Source organism: Shewanella saliphila (genome assembly GCF_014648295.1).
Classification (GTDB): domain Bacteria; phylum Pseudomonadota; class Gammaproteobacteria; order Enterobacterales; family Shewanellaceae; genus Shewanella; species Shewanella saliphila.
Map to the genome: position 1 here is coordinate 1 of NZ_BMQV01000024.1, position 17,970 is coordinate 17,970.

Here is a 17,970-nt window from a genome sequence, read left to right on the forward strand (position 1 = left end):
TTAGCGCCTGCGATAACGGCACATAGCGAACCAAACAGTACCTCAAAAAGGCAATAGGTCACTTTAGCCCCTTGACGCTGGTCTGTTATTGTTTGGAAATTCTCTTTGAAGTGGTCAATATGCATGATGTGCTCCCGAAAAAAGGGAGTATAAGATCATAGCGAGATGTTAACGTCAAATAGTGCGTCGAATTGTTCGAAAAACGTTCACGATCTCGCCCTGGCGCCGCACCAAAGCATATTGTCACAGCAGCCAGTTTTTCTCGCCCAAGATTATTTTTAAACTTCAAGTTAACTCCTCATCCGTTGAGCCGATTTATTTAAGCAAACTAAATCTGTTTTAAATTTACAGTAAACACTCACAAAAGACAGCAATTCTACGGGTTAGTGAGATGCAAAAAAGCGACTACACAATGAGTCAGTCGCTTGTTATCAAGCTTTAGCAGTTAAATACTCACAATTTTTTGGTGCTAAACTAAAAAGAGTAAATTATTCATAGTATGCTGTTGTTTGTAATAATATCTCACTAAAATCAAAGATTTGATCAATAGTCTCTATCGGATGTCGAGTTTCATTTTTATCAACATCGAACAACCCAAGATATTTTTGTTTGGCATTAAAGTGCAAACGGCATAAAGGTTTGCGATTATTGTCATCTAATAACACACCAAAATAGCTCTGAGTATCTCTTGCAATAATTCTCGTTGCATCTACTTTTTGTCTTAAGATAGCTTTAACGATATTAAAACCTTCAACTTCATCATTAGTGGTAATAATTTTTGGTTTATCATCATCTTGCGTATGGAGAGTTTCTTCATCTTTTTTTGAAACTTGCTCGCCACCGATTGCCGATTTCAACCTGTCATTAATACTATCACTTAGAAATTGTCTTAAGGCTTTCTTTGTAATTTCAGTAAACTGTTGCTTAACTTTAGGTGTAAGTACACCGTCATATGCTCTTGCAGCGAAAAATTTAATAAACTCTTCTTCTGGTTCTTTAAATTGCTCATTTAACAATTTTTTTATTTGATTTAAATATTTAAGTTCACCAGCGGCACTCACGATAGACTCAACATCAAATGAAGATTTAGTGAGTTTCTTAAGCTCAGGAACCAAATGCTCATCAATATTTAATAAATCTAAGGTTAAAAATGGTTTTTCATCCATCTTATTAGGGGCATCAAGATCGGTAAAAAATTGGTATTCTGTGCCGTTTGTTAAAATGGCCAAACGAGAGTTTGTAACCGAAAAATACCTAAAAAGTTGTCCTGCATGTTTAATGGATAGCTTTTCACCATATTTTTTGCATTCGATAAGAATTTGTACCTCGCCATCCTTAACTAATGCATAGTCTACTTTCTCACCTTTTTTCGTGACTATATCGGCAGTAAACTCAGGGATTACCTCGTTGGGATTAAAAACATCATAACCTAATACTGTATGTAAAAATGGCATGATCAACGCATTTTTAGTAGCTTCTTCAGTTTGCAAACTGGCTGCTATTTCAGGAATCCTTTTTGATAAAACATCTATTCGTTCAATAAAATCCATCTCATCGACCTCGTGTTAATGATTAATGTCACTCCAATTTCAAGTTAGCAGATAAAAACCAAATACCATAATATTTTCTTGAGCATTTTTCAAACAATAAAAAAGGCTTCCATAAGAAGCCTTTTTTAATTAAATCATAAACTTACTCTACTGTGACGCTTTTTGCGAGGTTACGTGGTTGGTCAACATCGGTACCTTTAATTAAAGCCACATGGTATGACAATAACTGTAGTGGAATGGTGTAAATCAGTGGTGCCATAAACTCATCACAATGTGGTACCTGGATGACTTTCATGGTGTCGTCTGATTCAAACTCAGCATCGACATCAGCAAAAACATACATTAATCCACCACGAGCACGAACTTCTTCAACGTTCGATTTAAGCTTTTCAAGTAATTCATTGTTGGGTGCGACAACAATCACTGGCATATCAGCGTCAATAAGCGCTAACGGGCCGTGCTTTAGCTCGCCTGATGCATAAGCTTCTGCGTGAATGTATGAAATTTCTTTCAGCTTTAATGCGCCTTCCATTGCAATAGGATACTGGTCACCACGGCCTAAAAATAATGCATGCTGTTTATCTGCAAAATCTTCTGCTAGTTCAATAATTGCATCATTTAACCCTAATGCTTGCTCAACTTTGGCAGGCATTGACAGTAAGCTTTGAGTAATCGCCGCTTCCATATCGCTAGACATGCCATTATGACGACCAATTGCCGTTGTAAGCATTAATAAACCGGCAAGCTGCACGGTAAAAGCTTTGGTTGATGCTACGCCTATTTCAACACCAGCTTTCATCATATAAGCCATGTCAGATTCACGCACTAATGATGAACCCGCCGAGTTACAAATGGTCAATGTGGCCTTGTAGCCCATTTCTTTTGCTAAGCGCATTGCCGCTAATGTGTCGGCAGTTTCACCAGACTGTGAAATAGTCACTAATAGACTTTTTGGGAATAGGTGCGACTTGCGGTAGCGAAATTCTGATGCTATTTCAACGTTACACGATACTCCTGCCCAGTCTTCTAACCAGTAACGCGCAGCCATACCAGCATGGTAACTGGTACCACAGGCAATTATTTGTACGTGTTTAATGTCTTTTAATAGTTCTGCTGCATTTTCACCAAACGCACTGTCGAGCACTTTTCCACCCGTAATACGCCCCTCTAAAGTATGGGTAATGGCTGTTGGCTGCTCGTAAATCTCTTTAAGCATGTAATGACGGTACTCACCTTTATCACCCGCATCATGGGTAACTTCAGACTCTTTAATTTCACGCTTAACAGGATTACCATCGATATCAAAAATACTGACTTCACGACGAGTGATTTCCGCGACATCTCCTTCTTCTAAAAAGGCAAAAGAACGGGTAACGGGTAATAAGGCTAATTGGTCAGAGGCAACAAAGTTTTCACCTAAACCAAAACCAATCACTAACGGACTGCCACTGCGAGCTACAACCATACGCTCGCTATCACGACGATCAATAACAACTGTACCGTAAGCACCTTCTAGCTGTTTAACCGTGGCTTGAACTGCAGCCAATAAATTAGCCGTAGCTTTAAGCTCATGATGCACAAGGTGACAAATAACTTCAGTGTCGGTATCTGATGAAAATACATAACCTAAACCTTTAAGCATCTCACGTAGTTTGTTGTGGTTTTCAATAATACCGTTGTGTACAACCGCAATGTCATTTTCTGATAAATGTGGATGAGCATTACGCTCGCTTGGTTCGCCGTGGGTAGCCCAGCGGGTATGAGCGATACCAGTACCACCAGCCAGTGGCGCGGCATCTAACGCTGATGACAATTCTTGTACTTTGCCTAAACGACGAGTACGGCTTATTTCACCTTGATTAATAACAGCAACACCGGCTGAGTCATAACCTCGGTATTCAAGACGACGAAGGCCTTCGACTAAAATCTCTGCAACATCCCTTTGTGCAACAGCACCTACGATTCCACACATAGTATTTTCCTTTGAGATATTAATTTAGTTGGCATACGGCGCAAGTATGACTTTAACACCGAGTGCTGAAATGGTTTCTACAGCTTGCGGGCTGACGTTGTCGTCGGTGACTAAAACATTAACAACATCCCACGACAGTTCTAGGTTGGGGATCCGTCGACCTATTTTTGTCGACTCTAATAACACCACAACCTCTCGAGACATTTCGGCCATCACTTTACTGAGGCCAGTGAGTTCATTAAATGTGGTAGTTCCACGGTCTAAATCTAGGCCATCAGCACCAATAAACAGTTGGTCGAAGTTATATGAACGCAATACTTGCTCTGCAACTTGGCCCTGAAAAGACTCTGAATGTGGGTCCCAAGTACCACCGGTCATCAATAATGTCGGCTCATTTTCAAGATCATGAATCGCGTTTGCCAGCTGCAATGAATTAGTCATCACCACTAAACCACGCTTATCATTAAGTTGTTGTACGATCCCTGATGTGGTGCTACCACTGTCAATTATGATTCGGTTATGATCGCGAATAAGCTCTGCCGCTTTTGTGGCAATAGCTTGTTTGTTTAATGACAATGACTCATTGGTTATTTGTGTCATTTCTTGCGGTAGTTGGACAGCACCGCCATAGCGACGTAACAATAATCCGTGCGTCTCTAGCATGGCCAAATCTTTGCGGATCGTAACTTCTGAGGTTGAGAACAAACTGGCCAGCTCATCGACACTAACTTCACCTTGGTCGTTGACCAATTTAATAATCGAATGGCGGCGTTGTTGGGTATTACGCTTAGTCATTTTATTAAAAACCGTTATAAAAGTTTCGTTTCGAAAGATATTTTAGCATCAAATGAAACTTTTTCTAGATCTGAATCATTAAAATTGAAATAAAAGTACAAAAAAACCTCTGTTGTTAGCAGAGGTTTTGACAGTAAACGCCAGTATTGAGCTTACGGTATTACTTTTTAATCTTCACTGGACGTTGCCAACCTGAAATATGGCGCTGCTTTACACGGGTAATAACTAATTCATCTTCTGCTACGTCTTTAGTGATCGTAGAGCCGGCACCCAAGGTGGCGTTTTTGCCAATTGTCACAGGGGCAACTAATTGAGTGTCGCTTCCTACAAAGACGCCGTCTTCGATGGTGGTAATAAACTTATTAGCGCCGTCGTAGTTACAAGTAATGGTCCCTGCGCCAATATTAACACCGGCACCAATAACAGCATCACCGAGATAAGCTAAATGACCTGCTTTAGAACCCTCGCCTAAAACCGCCTTTTTGATTTCAACGAAATTACCAATGTGCGCATCTTGCTTCAGTTCAGCGCCAGGGCGTAATCGTGCAAACGGCCCTGCACTTGCCGCTTGACCCAGTTTTGCCCCTTCTACGATGGTATAAGGTTTAATTTCAGCGTTATCGGCAATCTCGCAGTTTATCAGAATAGCACCAGCGCCAATCGTGACGTTATTACCTAATACTACCGTCCCCTGGAAAATGACATTGATATCTATCATCACATCCATACCCACCGTGACATCACCGCGAATATCGATACGTGCAGGGTCACGTAAATTGGCACCTTCTAACATGAGTTTTTCAGCGGCGCGAGCTTGGTAAGCACGCTCTAATTGTGCTAATTGCACACGATTATTTGCGCCTTCAACTTCAATAGCAGACTGGGGTTGTGACGTGGTTATCGCGACACCATCAGCATGTGCCATGGCAATAATGTCTGTTAAATAGTATTCACCTTGAGCATTGTTGTTAGATAACCTGTTCAACCACGCTTTTAATTGCTTACCGGGTACCGCCATGATGCCGGTATTCACTTCAGTGATTTTTAATTGGTCTGCATTAGCATCTTTTTGCTCAACGATACCGACCACTTTACCGAATTCTCTCACTATACGGCCATAGCCTGTTGGGTTAACAAGATTAACGGTTAAAATCGCGAGGCCATTTTTTTCACGTGCGGCAAGCAAGCTTTCGAGTGTCGATTGTTGAATTAGCGGTACATCACCGTAGAGGATCAGCACGGTATCGTCGTCGTTAATATTAGGGTTGGCCTGTGCCACTGCATGGCCTGTACCAAGCTGCTCAGCTTGCAACACCCAATTTAATGTTTGCTCACCTAATGCCGCTTGTAGCTTATCTGCACCATAGCCATACACCAATTGAATCGCTTGTGAGCCTAATGAGTTAGCGGTGTCGATAACATGCTGAACCATACTTTTATGGGCTATTGGATGCAGAACTTTAGGCAAATCTGAGCGCATGCGAGTTCCTTTGCCTGCAGCTAAGATGACAACATTTAACGACATGGTTGATTCCTTCAAAAGTACATTTTATTCAATTTGGCGCTATTTTAGCTTAATCACGTTACAAATGAAAAATATCCCATTATTTCTTAATGATAAATAAAAAAGGCGACTCGTAATGAGTCGCCTTTTCAGCGTCAAATAATCAGATTATCTGGTGATATTTTTCTTAATGGTTTCAACTACTTTCAATTGAGCCAAAGATTTGGCCAATTCAATAGCAGCAGCTTCATAATTGAAGTCAGTACCAGCATTAGCAATAGCTTGCTCTGCACGTTCCTTCGCTTCTAAAGCGGCTTTTTCATCAATATCATCGGCACGTAATGCTACATCAGCAAGCACTGATATTGCAGTAGGTTGTACTTCCAGTAAACCACCTGAAAGATACAACACTTCTTCACTACCATCTTGCTTGATAAAGCGCGCCATACCAGGCTTGATTTTTGTTAGTAGAGCAACGTGGTTAGGCATAATACCTAACTCACCTTCAGCACCGTTCACTTCAAAAAAGCTCACTTCGCCGTGGTAGATGCTGTCTTCTGCACTAACAATATCAAGTTGGACTGTTTTGGCTGCCATCAAGTTCTCCTTAAAGAACTAAGCTTTACGGCCTAGTTATTTCTTTTTGTTAGCTTTTTCGACAGCTTCGTCGATTGAGCCAACCATGTAGAACGCTTGCTCAGGGATAGCATCAAACTCGCCATCCAAGATACCCTTAAAGCCACGGATAGTGTCTTTTAGAGAAACGTACTTACCAGGAGAACCTGTAAACACTTCTGCTACGAAGAAAGGCTGAGATAAGAAACGCTCAATCTTACGTGCTCTGAATACCATGGTTTTGTCATCATCTGACAATTCATCCATACCCAAAATAGCAATAATGTCTTTCAGCTCTTTATAACGCTGTAATACAGTTTGTACACCGTTTGCAACATCATAGTGCTCTTGACCAACAACCTGTGGATCTAACTGACGTGAAGTCGAATCCAACGGGTCAACGGCTGGGTAAATACCCAATGAAGCAATTTGACGAGACAATACAACAGTCGCATCTAAGTGAGCGAAGGTTGTTGCTGGTGACGGATCGGTTAAATCGTCCGCTGGTACATATACTGCTTGTACAGAGGTAATAGAACCAGACTTAGTTGAAGTGATACGTTCTTGAAGAACACCCATCTCTTCAGCTAGTGTTGGCTGATAACCTACCGCAGAAGGCATACGACCTAATAGTGCAGATACTTCAGTACCAGCAAGGGTGTAACGGTAAATGTTGTCCACGAACAACAATACGTCACGACCTTCGTCACGGAACTTTTCAGCGATACTCAGGCCAGTTAACGCTACGCGTAAACGGTTTCCTGGAGGCTCGTTCATCTGACCATAAACCATGGCAACTTTGTCTAATACGCCTGAATCTTCCATCTCGTAGTAGAAGTCGTTACCCTCACGAGTACGCTCACCTACACCAGCGAAAACAGAAAGACCTGAGTGAGCTTTAGCGATGTTGTTAATCAGTTCCATCATGTTAACTGTTTTACCAACACCAGCACCACCAAACAGACCTACTTTACCACCTTTAGCGAATGGACAAACAAGGTCGATAACCTTGATACCCGTCTCTAAAAGCTCAGTCGCATTTGATTGATCTTCATATGAAGGAGCTGCACGGTGAATTTCATAACGCTCTTCTTCACCAATTGGACCCGCTTCATCAATTGGCTCACCTAATACGTTCATGATACGGCCAAGGGTCTTAACCCCTACCGGAACAGAAATTGGTGAACCTGAGTTTGCTACCTCTAGACCACGACGCAGACCATCAGAAGAACCCATAGCGATGGTACGAACTACACCACCACCTAGCTGCTGCTGAACTTCCAGCACCAAACCATTACAGGCGCCTTCACCTGTGATCTTCAGAGCGTCATATACCCGAGGTACAGAATCTTGTGGAAACTCGACGTCCACAACCGCGCCAATTACTTGGACAACAGTACCTGTGCTCATGATTAATCCTCTAAACTTGAATTCGTTACCTAACCTAAACCGCTGCAGCGCCTGAAACAATTTCCGACAGTTCTTGCGTAATCGCAGCCTGACGGGCTTTGTTATAGACTAATTGCAGATCATCGATCATTTCGCCAGCGTTGTCTGTTGCCGCTTTCATCGCTACCATACGGGCAGCCTGTTCAGAGGCAAGGTTTTCAACAACACCTTGATACACTTGTGACTCTACATAACGAGTTAACAGTACATCCAAAATTTCTTTTGGATCTGGCTCGTAAATATAATCCCAAGGGTAACTCGCTACTTCTTCATCTGACTTAGGTAAAGGTAGCAGCTGTTCGATCACAGGAGTCTGGGCCATTGTGTTAACAAATTTGTTGAACACAATGTACAGACGATCCAGTTTACCTTCGTTGTAAGCTTTTAACATGACACGAACCGTGCCAATCAAATCAGCAAGTTTTGGCGCATCGCCTAAACCTGATGCATGGGCAGTAACATTACCACCAAAGCTTTTGAAGAATTGAACTGAACGAGCACCTACTGGACAAAAGTCCACTTCAGCACCTTGCTCTTTCCACTTCTTCACGTCTGACACAACCTTTTTGAACAGGTTGACGTTCAAACCACCACAAAGGCCACGGTCGGTTGCTACAACAATGTAACCAACCCGCTTGGCATCTCTCACCTCTAAATAGGGGTGTTTATACTCGAGAGTACCTTGCGCTACGTGACCGATCACCTTACGCATATTTTCTGCATATGGACGGCTGGCTGCCATGCGTTCCTGCGCTTTGCGCATTTTACTGGCTGCAACCATTTCCATAGCTGAAGTGATCTTCTGAGTGTTTTTAACACTCGCGATCTTGGTTTTAATCTCTTTAGCGCCGGCCATCTCTACTCTCCAATCTGGGACCTGAGGTGCCTAATGACACCTCTTGTTCATTATTACCAGGTTTGGGTTTCAATGAACTTGTCCATGCCTGCCTTCAACTCACCTTCGATATCAGCGTTATAATCGCCAGTAGCGTTGATGGTTTTGATTAGGTCAGCATGTTGACTGTTCATGTATGAAAGCAGAGCGGCTTCGAAGCGACCGATTTCGTTTAAAGCAACACCTTTAAGGTAGCCTTTTTCAGCTGCGAAAATAGACACAGCCTGGGCAGCAACGCTCATAGGAGCATATTGCTTTTGCTTCATTAATTCGGTTACACGCTCACCATGCTCAAGTTGAGCACGAGTTGCATCATCTAAATCAGATGCAAACTGTGAGAACGCTGCAAGCTCTCGATACTGTGCAAGTGCAGTACGGATACCGCCAGACAGTTTCTTGATGATCTTAGTCTGCGCTGCACCACCAACACGAGAAACAGAAATACCTGGGTTAACTGCTGGACGTAAGCCCGAGTTAAACAAGTCAGTCTCAAGGAAGATCTGACCATCTGTAATAGAAATTACGTTGGTCGGTACGAACGCTGATACGTCACCAGCTTGGGTTTCAATAATAGGTAACGCGGTTAACGAACCGGTTTGACCTGTTACTGCACCGTTTGTGAACTTTTCTACATAGTTCACGTTTACGCGTGATGCACGCTCTAGTAAACGCGAGTGTAGATAGAATACGTCACCTGGGTATGCTTCACGTCCTGGTGGACGCTTCAATAGCAATGAAATTTGACGGTAAGCAACTGCTTGCTTAGACAAATCATCATATACGATTAAAGAATCTTCACCGCGGTCACGGAAGTATTCACCCATAGAACAACCAGAATATGGCGCTAAGAATTGCAGAGCGGCAGCTTCAGAAGCTGATGCTACTACAACGATAGTGTTAGCAAGTGCACCATGTTCTTCAAGTTTGCGTACTACGTTAGCGATGGTAGAAGCTTTCTGACCAACAGCAACATAGACACACTTAATACCTGAATCTTTCTGGTTGATAATTGCATCGATAGCCATCGCTGTTTTACCAGTCTGACGGTCACCAATGATCAATTCACGTTGACCACGACCGATTGGGATCATGGCATCAACAGCTTTATAACCAGTTTGGATTGGTTGATCTACTGATTTACGCTCAATAACACCAGGGGCAATAACTTCAACAGGAGAGAAACCATCGTTGTCGATAGGTCCTTTACCGTCGATTGGCTCACCAAGGGTGTTAACAACACGACCAAGTAGTCCACGACCAACTGGTACTTCAAGAATACGACCAGTGGTTCTAACTTTTGCGCCTTCTGCTAAATTAGCATAAGGGCCCATTACTACGGCGCCTACAGAATCACGTTCTAAGTTCAACGCGATTGCAAAACGGCCACCAGGCAGTTCGATCATTTCACCTTGCATTACATCGGCAAGGCCGTTAATGCGAATGATGCCGTCACTTACTGCAACGATAGTACCTTCGTTGCGAGCTTCACTAACGACGTCGAACTGCTCGATCCGCTGCTTAATCAGATCGCTGATTTCAGTGGAATTCAGTTGCATGCTCAAACTCCCAATTACGACTGCAGCTTATCAGACAAGCGCGATAACTTACCGCTTACCGAGCCATCAATGACTAGGTCGCCTGATTTAATAATCACACCGCCAATGAGCGATGCGTCGATGCTGCAATTCAGCTTAACTTTGCGTGCGAGACGTTTCTCTAGAGAAACACTAATTTGCTGCTGTTGCTCAGAGCTTAGCTCAGTAGCAGAAACCACAGTGGCTTCAACTTCTTTTGCCCACTCATTACGGTATTCAGCAAAAAGTAGCGATACTGTTGGCAGTATCCCTAAACGACCGTTTTCAGCCATTACCTTTATCAGGTTCTGACCTTGCTCGTTGACTTGTTCACCGCATACATTAATAAACAGTGAGGCAAGTTGAGTACTCGCAAGAGTACCGTTAAGCAGTGGTTTCATTGATTCGTTTTCACTTACCAATGAGGCGAAAGCTAACATTTCTGTCCAGCTATCTACTGCTTTATGTTCAACAGCAAAATCAAAAGCTGCCTTTGCGTAAGGGCGAGCGATGGTGGTTAATTCAGCCATAACTCAACTCCTTATCAAATTTCAGCAACAAGTTTATTAACAATGTCACTGTGGGCGGCTGGGTCAATCGAACGTTCAAGAATCTTCTCTGCGCCTACAACGGCTAGAGTAGCAACTTGCTTACGCAAGTCATCTTTAACGCGATTACGTTCGTTTTCAATTTCTGCATTACCTTGAGCGATAATTTTAGCTCGCTCAACTTGTGCTTCAGCTTTAGCTTCTTCAACGATTTGAGCTTTACGCTTGTTAGCTTGCTCAATGATCTCGTTGGCAGTTACTTTTGCTTCTTTTAGCTGCTCAGTAGCTTTAATTTGCGCTAACTCTAGATCTTTTGCTGCACGGCCGGCATCTGCCAGACCATCAGCAATTTTCTTCTGGCGTTCTTCGATGGCATTCATCAACGGAGGCCATACAAACTTCATGCAAAACCACACGAAGAGAATAAAGGCAACCGTCTGACCGAATAGGGTAGCGTTGAAATTCACAACAGCCTCCTAGTTAGATTAAAGACAGAAGCGTTAATTAAAGCATTGCACCCAATGGGTTAGTAAATAGCATAAATAGCGCAATACCTACACCAATCATAGTTACGGCATCAAGTAGACCCGCTACGATGAACATTTTAACTTGTAACATAGGCGCCATTTCTGGCTGACGTGCTGCACCTTCCAAAAACTTTCCACCTAAAAGGCCGAAACCGATAGCTGTTCCTAATGCACCCATACCAATAAGTAGAGCAACAGCAATAGCCGTCATTCCTAATACAGTTTCCATATCTATCTCCAATATTCTAAATCGTTGTTATTAATGATTTAGGTCAAAAAAATTTTCGGTTACCCTTAGTGATCTTCATGCGCCATGCTTAAATAAACAATGGTCAACATCATGAAAATAAATGCTTGTAAAGTAATAACTAAAATATGGAAAATTAACCAACCTAGTTGTAATCCTACACCTAGAGCAGATAACGCCACGTTAGAACCATACATCAATGCAATAAGGATAAAAATCAACTCACCAGCATACAAGTTACCAAATAGTCGTAGAGCCAATGAGATTGGCTTAGCTACTAGAGTAACTGTTTCTAATAATAAGTTGACGGGTATCATTGCCCAATGGTTAAAAGGCTGAAATGTTAGTTCTTTAACAAAACCTGAAACACCTTTGACTTTAATGCTGTAGTAAATAATCAGCACAAACACACCAATAGCTAAGCTAAAAGTGATGTTTACGTCAGTAGTCGGAACTACTTTTAGGTATGGCACGCCTGCTAAACTTGCTGCCCATGGCAACCAATCTACAGGGATCATATCCATGAAGTTCATCATGAAAATCCACACAAAAATAGTCAGAGCTAAAGGCGCAATAACAGGATTGCGGCCGTGAAAGGTTTCTTTCACACTGCTATCAACAAACTCAACAATCATCTCGACAAAACATTGAAATTTGCCAGGAACGCCTGTCGTCGCTTTTTTGCCAGCACTGTAAAACAGCCATAAGAACAACACACCAAGCCCAACCGAAAAGAGCAACGAATCAATGTGCCATGTCCAAAACCCTTCACCAACACTTAAGTTGGTAAGGTGATGTTGGATATAGCCCTGCGGTGTTAACGCTTCACCAGTTGCAGCCATGATTCATCCCACTTAACTTTGCTTGAAATATAAAGGTGCTATCCAGTGCACAACTAACGCTAACGAATAACAAGTAAAAAGCGGCATAAATCCGACTTCCATGTTGATAAACACTAACGTAAACAATGCAATGGTCAACAGCATCTTTACCGCTTCCCCCCAGTAAAAGCTTTTAACCACTTTTGCTGCTGAGCTTGCCCCACTATGTGAGAAAGCTAGGGTTGCGAATACAAAATTAGGAAGTACAGCGATAATCGCACCTGCTAATGCAGACTGACCATACTGTGCTCCCCACATTACGAAAAATAGTATTGAAATAATACTCGCAACAATCGCTTGTACCAGCACTAATTTATAGGCTGCTAACCTACCACGACGCGCTAAAACATTACCCAACTTCATATCTCCGCATTAATGCCTTTCGCGGTCCTAATGTTAAATTTAATAGATTAAACTAGCCTTAAGATACAAAAAGCCTGCAAAGTATACCTTTTCGCGCTTTGTTTGCAACTTTGATGATAGGAAAACAACGATTTAATAAGTGAATTAGCGCTAAATATACAAAAGTAAAAATTAGCGCTGTGTCACAAAATTACTACATGAAATGGTTTAGTCGGCTTTTTAGCGGATTTTACTTAAAATACCGTCTAATTCAGCGAGATTTTGGTAGTTTATTACAATTTTTCCTTTGCCTTTAGTCCCATGGTTGATAGCAACTTTGGCACCGAGCCTTTCAATTAACTCTTGTTCTAAACGGCTAACATCATGATCTTTAGCATGAGTTTCGGCAACTTTAGCCGGATTTAAGGCTTTATTAACTAATCGTTCAGTTTCACGAACAGTCATTTCTTTTGATGCTACTAATCGGGCCAAAATAGTTTGTTCATCACCTTCAATGGCCAATAATGCACGGGCGTGCCCCATGTCAATGTCACCATATTCTAACAAACGCTTAACAGGTTCGTTGAGGCTGTTTAGACGTAATAGGTTTGACACGCTAACACGAGATTTACCTACCGCATCGGCGACTTGTTGATGGGTTAATTCAAACTCTTCAAGTAAACGCTGTAACGCTATTGCTTCTTCCATTGCATTGAGATCTTCGCGCTGAATATTTTCAATCAATGCAATCGCGACAGCGGCTTCATCGGCAACCTGCTTAACAATACAAGGGACTTTATCAAGCTTGGCGAGTTGTGCTGCACGCCAACGACGTTCACCGGCGATAATTTCATAATTACCCTCAACAACCTTACGTACAACAATAGGCTGAATAACACCTTGCGAGCGGATTGATTCAGCCAGTTCTTCTAGTGCTTCAGGCGACATATCTTTACGCGGTTGGTATTTCCCCGGCTGGAGTTTGTCGAGATCAAGATGAATAAGATCGCCAGCAGTGGCTAATGGCTGAGTGTCTTCAGGTTGCTCGCTTTTACGAGTAGCCGCATTACTATGGCTTAATAAGGCATCCAGGCCTTTACCTAAACCGCGTTTTTTTAACGTCATTTTTATGTCCTACGCTTGTTTGGGTTGTGTCAGCTGCTCTGCACGACGAATAATTTCACCTGCAAGGGCTAAATAAGCTTTAGCGCCAGCACTTGATTTATCGTAATACATGGCAGGTGCACCAAAACTAGGTGCTTCTGCTAAACGAATGTTTCTTGGAATGACAGTTCGATAAACCTTGTCACCAAAATGTTGTTTTAGCTGATCTGACACATCATTTGATAATCGATTACGCGGGTCGTACATGGTCCGTAATATACCTTCGATGGTTAATGTTGGATTGACCATTGCACCGAGCTTGGTAATGGTATCAATCAACGCTGTCAGCCCTTCTAATGCATAGTATTCACACTGCATTGGCACCAAAACAGAATCAGCTGCAGACATGGCATTAACGGTTAACATATTTAATGAAGGTGGGCAGTCGATAAAGATATAATCGTAATCGTCTCTAATCGGCGCAAGTGCATTACGTAAACGGATCTCACGGGCAAAAAACTCCATCAGCTTAATTTCTGCAGCCGTCACATCACCATTACCGGCGATCAGATCAAATTTACCCACGGTATTTTTAATCACAATATCTGCAAAAGGCTTTTCTTCTACCAGTAATTCGTAGGCAGTATTGTCAACATCGTATTTGTCGACACCACTGCCCATGGTTGCATTGCCTTGAGGATCTAAGTCGATCAACAACACTTTACGCTTTGTGGCGGCAAGTGATGCGGCTAAGTTTACGCAAGTTGTTGTTTTTCCTACGCCACCTTTTTGGTTGGCTACGGCAATAATTTTACCCACTATGTCATCCTGCCTTTAAATTATTGATGTCCGGTTAGATTAATTAGCAAAAGAAATGCGCTTTATTGCTTAGCAATTTTTAATAAATGTCGCTGTTCATCTAGCTTTGGTACATGCAATACAATGGTATCAACCAGCGAAAATCCTGCTGGCATTTGCTGTAATTCTTGTTCACTTAACTGGCCTTTTAAGGCGTAATAAATACCGTTTTCTTTTGGCAAATGATGGCACCAGCTGAGCATATCTTGTATTGAGGCAAACGCTCGGCTTAATACGCCATCAAATTTATCTTCAGGTTGATAAGCCTCAACCCGGCTCTCTACTGAGGTTATATTATTAATTTTAAGTTCAAATTGAACCTGTTTTTGAAAGCGGATCCGCTTACCTAAACTGTCTAATAATACAAATTCTTTGTCTGGGTTCATAATGGCTAATGGGATCCCGGGTAAACCAGGTCCTGTGCCGACATCAATAAAGCGATGTCCTTCAAGATAAGGAGAAACGGTTAAACTGTCCATAATATGACGGATTAACATTTGCTCAGGATCGCGAACCGAGGTGAGGTTATAGGCTTTATTCCATTTAGCGAGCATTTCAACAAAACCGATTAATTGTTTTTGTTGTAATTCAGTGGCCGATATTTTCATTTCAGCTAAATAGGTTTGGAGTTGCACAGATAACACAGAAAGCCTCGTAAATTGCATGAACAGACGGCAGTTATTATGAAGCCGTAAAAGCACTAAGGGAAGCCTTATGGCTTCCCTTGTGTTATTGAGTCGAAAAAATATCTGTAATTATGCGCTTTTTCTCAATAAACCACGCTTTTTCAAGTGTACAAGTAGAATTGAGACCGCTGCAGGAGTAATTCCTGATATGCGCGAGGCTTGTCCTACCGTTTCTGGTTTGTGGTTATTGAGCTTAGCGATCACTTCATTGGATAAACCTGGTACTTCTTTGTAATCCAGATCTAACGGTAATAATGAGCTTTCATGACGCACGGCTTTATCAACTTCGTCTTGTTGACGTTGAATATATCCTGAGTATTTAACTTGAATTTGCACTTGCTCAGCAGCTTGTGGGTCTTCAAGACCTGGGCCAAAACCTTCTAATTGCATTAATTTACTGTAATCCATTTCAGGACGACGCAGTAAATCTTCAAAAGAAGCTTCGCGAGAAATTGGCGTATTCAATTGTGGATTAAGCACATCGAGCAATGGTGAATTAGGGTGTACCCACTGTCCACGTAGACGTTGTAATTCCAGTTCGATCGATTCTTTTTTCTTACTGAACAATTCCCAACGATTATCGTCAACTAAACCAAGTTCACGACCTTTTTCTGTTAATCGTAGATCGGCGTTATCTTCACGCAATAATAAACGATATTCCGCACGGCTAGTAAACATACGGTATGGTTCTTTGGTACCTAGAGTTGATAAATCGTCAACTAATACACCAAGATATGCTTCATCACGACGAGGACACCATGTGTCTTTACCTTGTACTTGTAAAGATGCATTCATACCAGCAAGTAATCCTTGAGCACCGGCTTCTTCGTAACCGGTTGTGCCGTTGATTTGACCTGCAAAGAATAAGCCATTAATAGTTTTGGTTTCTAATGAGTTTTTAAGATCGCGTGGATCAAAATAATCATACTCAATAGCGTAACCAGGACGAACGATTTCAGCGTTTTCCATGCCTTTGATCGAACGCACTAAATTAAGCTGAACATCAAAAGGTAAACTGGTAGAAATCCCGTTAGGGTAGATCTCGTTAGTGCTTAAACCTTCAGGTTCAATAAAGATCTGGTGCGATGATTTATCCGCAAAGCGATGGATCTTATCTTCAATCGATGGGCAGTAACGAGGGCCAATACCTTCAATAACACCTGAATACATTGGGCTTCTGTCTAAGCCACCACGAATAATATCGTGGGTTTTTTCATTGGTGTGAGTAATAAAACATGAAATTTGTTTTGGATGCTGACTCACATCACCAATAAACGACATTACTGGCAATGGAGTATCGCCTTTTTGCTCTGTCATTTGTGAAAAATCAATGGTATTTGCATCAATACGTGGTGGTGTTCCGGTTTTTAAACGGCCAACACGGATGGGTAATTCACGTAAACGGTTTGCTAATGCAATGGCTGGTGGATCGCCTGCACGGCCACCACTGTAATTCTGTAAACCAATATGAATTTTGCCACTTAAAAATGTGCCTGTGGTTAATACCACTGCAGGGGCTTCAAATGCCAAACCCATTTGAGTGACAACACCTATAACTTTATTATTTTCAACCACTAAGTCATCAACTGCTTGTTGAAAAATACGTAAGTTAGCTTGATTTTGTAAAATGTGCTGAATTTTTTGACGATATAGCGCTCGGTCTGCTTGGGCACGAGTAGCACGAACAGCAGGACCTTTACTTGAATTTAATGTTCTAAATTGAATCCCGGCAAAGTCTGTAGCCGTTGCCATGGCTCCGCCTAATGCGTCGATCTCTTTAACCAGATGGCCTTTACCAATACCACCGATAGCGGGATTACAAGACATTTGACCTAGTGTGTCGATGTTATGGGTTAACAATAATGTTTTTGATCCCATTCTTGCTGCTGCGAGGGCTGCCTCAGTTCCGGCATGACCACCACCAACGACAATTACATCAAACCGTTCATGAAAATGCATTATGCGACCTTTGATTGCTTAGAAAGTTAAATTCAATTTGTAACGCGATTCGAGCTGCGCATTTTAGCACTTGCTTGTCAGAACGTGAATGATCATTTTTCATAGAATGATCAAGATGGGTTTGCTTAATAGATCTTAAGATCTTTATATAGATCTTTTTATTATGTTTACTATTAGGATCGAGCTTTTCTGTTAGTAACTTTTATTTCCATTTAAAATCAATAGATAACGAGCTTTCAAACCTGTGATCTGATCGCGATCAAACTCAATATAAGGTGGGGATAGATCGGGTACTTATCCACAAGGGTGATCTTTAAGCAGATCGGAGTGTGAATAGTACAGAGTTATGATCGCAGAAAATAATAGCTTATCCACAAAGTTGTTATTTGAAATAGTAATTTGTGGATAAGCTAGATCTAAATTGTGAGTTGATCTTAGTTTATACAAAATAAGATCGTATTTTA

At 41.8% G+C, this 17,970-nt stretch carries 18 protein-coding genes; all 18 read right to left on the reverse strand.

The genetic code is table 11. The annotated features are described in order from the left end of the window. Nucleotides 1-125: transposase family protein (locus IEY48_RS12095; RefSeq protein WP_188920654.1), on the reverse strand; the 125-nt coding region annotated here is incomplete at its 3' end. 363 nt (nt 126-488) lie between these two features. Continuing rightward, nucleotides 489-1,550, reverse strand: a complete 1,062-nt coding sequence (locus IEY48_RS12100) for a type I restriction endonuclease (protein WP_188920655.1) — start codon at nt 1,548-1,550, stop codon at nt 489-491. A 142-nt stretch (nt 1,551-1,692) separates the two neighbouring features. Next, on the reverse strand, nt 1,693-3,522 hold the full coding sequence (gene glmS, locus IEY48_RS12105; RefSeq protein ID WP_188920657.1) for a glutamine--fructose-6-phosphate transaminase (isomerizing): 1,830 nt from the start codon (nt 3,520-3,522) through the stop codon (nt 1,693-1,695). A gap of 24 nt (nt 3,523-3,546) precedes the next feature. Continuing rightward, nucleotides 3,547-4,317, reverse strand: a complete 771-nt coding sequence (locus tag IEY48_RS12110) for a DeoR/GlpR family DNA-binding transcription regulator (RefSeq protein ID WP_188920659.1) — start codon at nt 4,315-4,317, stop codon at nt 3,547-3,549. 160 nt (nt 4,318-4,477) lie between these two features. After that, entirely contained in the window at nt 4,478-5,842 is a 1,365-nt protein-coding gene (gene glmU / locus IEY48_RS12115; RefSeq protein WP_188920660.1) for a bifunctional UDP-N-acetylglucosamine diphosphorylase/glucosamine-1-phosphate N-acetyltransferase GlmU, read from the reverse strand. A 147-nt stretch (nt 5,843-5,989) separates the two neighbouring features. Continuing rightward, nucleotides 5,990-6,418 (reverse strand): F0F1 ATP synthase subunit epsilon, encoded by a 429-nt coding sequence (locus IEY48_RS12120; protein ID WP_188920662.1) that lies wholly within the window; start codon nt 6,416-6,418, stop codon nt 5,990-5,992. A 36-nt stretch (nt 6,419-6,454) separates the two neighbouring features. Beyond that, nucleotides 6,455-7,846, reverse strand: a complete 1,392-nt coding sequence (atpD, locus tag IEY48_RS12125; RefSeq protein ID WP_188920664.1) for a F0F1 ATP synthase subunit beta — start codon at nt 7,844-7,846, stop codon at nt 6,455-6,457. A 34-nt stretch (nt 7,847-7,880) separates the two neighbouring features. Further along, nucleotides 7,881-8,741 carry a F0F1 ATP synthase subunit gamma gene (atpG, locus tag IEY48_RS12130; RefSeq protein WP_188920665.1) on the reverse strand — a complete coding sequence of 287 codons (861 nt, stop codon included), beginning with the start codon at nt 8,739-8,741 and terminating at the stop codon, nt 7,881-7,883. A 53-nt stretch (nt 8,742-8,794) separates the two neighbouring features. Continuing rightward, nucleotides 8,795-10,336: a F0F1 ATP synthase subunit alpha gene (atpA, locus tag IEY48_RS12135; RefSeq protein ID WP_188920667.1), complete on the reverse strand. Its 1,542-nt coding sequence runs from the start codon at nt 10,334-10,336 to the stop codon at nt 8,795-8,797. A gap of 14 nt (nt 10,337-10,350) precedes the next feature. Next, a complete protein-coding gene (atpH, locus tag IEY48_RS12140) occupies nt 10,351-10,884 on the reverse strand; it encodes a F0F1 ATP synthase subunit delta (RefSeq protein WP_188920669.1) in 534 nt (177 codons plus the stop codon). Nucleotides 10,885-10,898: 14 nt separating this feature from the next. Further along, entirely contained in the window at nt 10,899-11,369 is a 471-nt protein-coding gene (gene atpF / locus IEY48_RS12145) for a F0F1 ATP synthase subunit B (protein WP_188920671.1), read from the reverse strand. A 37-nt stretch (nt 11,370-11,406) separates the two neighbouring features. After that, nucleotides 11,407-11,658 carry a F0F1 ATP synthase subunit C gene (atpE, locus tag IEY48_RS12150; protein ID WP_011639455.1) on the reverse strand — a complete coding sequence of 84 codons (252 nt, stop codon included), beginning with the start codon at nt 11,656-11,658 and terminating at the stop codon, nt 11,407-11,409. A gap of 65 nt (nt 11,659-11,723) precedes the next feature. Further along, a complete protein-coding gene (gene atpB, locus IEY48_RS12155) occupies nt 11,724-12,518 on the reverse strand; it encodes a F0F1 ATP synthase subunit A (protein WP_188739954.1) in 795 nt (264 codons plus the stop codon). 12 nt (nt 12,519-12,530) lie between these two features. Next, complete coding sequence (locus IEY48_RS12160) at nt 12,531-12,914, reverse strand: ATP synthase subunit I (protein WP_188740000.1); 384 nt, start codon at nt 12,912-12,914, stop codon at nt 12,531-12,533. 225 nt (nt 12,915-13,139) lie between these two features. Then, nucleotides 13,140-14,024 carry a ParB/RepB/Spo0J family partition protein gene (locus IEY48_RS12165; RefSeq protein WP_188920673.1) on the reverse strand — a complete coding sequence of 295 codons (885 nt, stop codon included), beginning with the start codon at nt 14,022-14,024 and terminating at the stop codon, nt 13,140-13,142. 9 nt (nt 14,025-14,033) lie between these two features. Continuing rightward, entirely contained in the window at nt 14,034-14,822 is a 789-nt protein-coding gene (locus IEY48_RS12170) for a ParA family protein (protein ID WP_188920675.1), read from the reverse strand. A 62-nt stretch (nt 14,823-14,884) separates the two neighbouring features. Continuing rightward, nucleotides 14,885-15,505: a 16S rRNA (guanine(527)-N(7))-methyltransferase RsmG gene (rsmG, locus tag IEY48_RS12175; protein ID WP_188920677.1), complete on the reverse strand. Its 621-nt coding sequence runs from the start codon at nt 15,503-15,505 to the stop codon at nt 14,885-14,887. A gap of 111 nt (nt 15,506-15,616) precedes the next feature. Then, nucleotides 15,617-17,506 carry a tRNA uridine-5-carboxymethylaminomethyl(34) synthesis enzyme MnmG gene (mnmG, locus tag IEY48_RS12180; protein ID WP_188920679.1) on the reverse strand — a complete coding sequence of 630 codons (1,890 nt, stop codon included), beginning with the start codon at nt 17,504-17,506 and terminating at the stop codon, nt 15,617-15,619. Between the last annotated feature and the right edge of the window lie 464 nt (nt 17,507-17,970).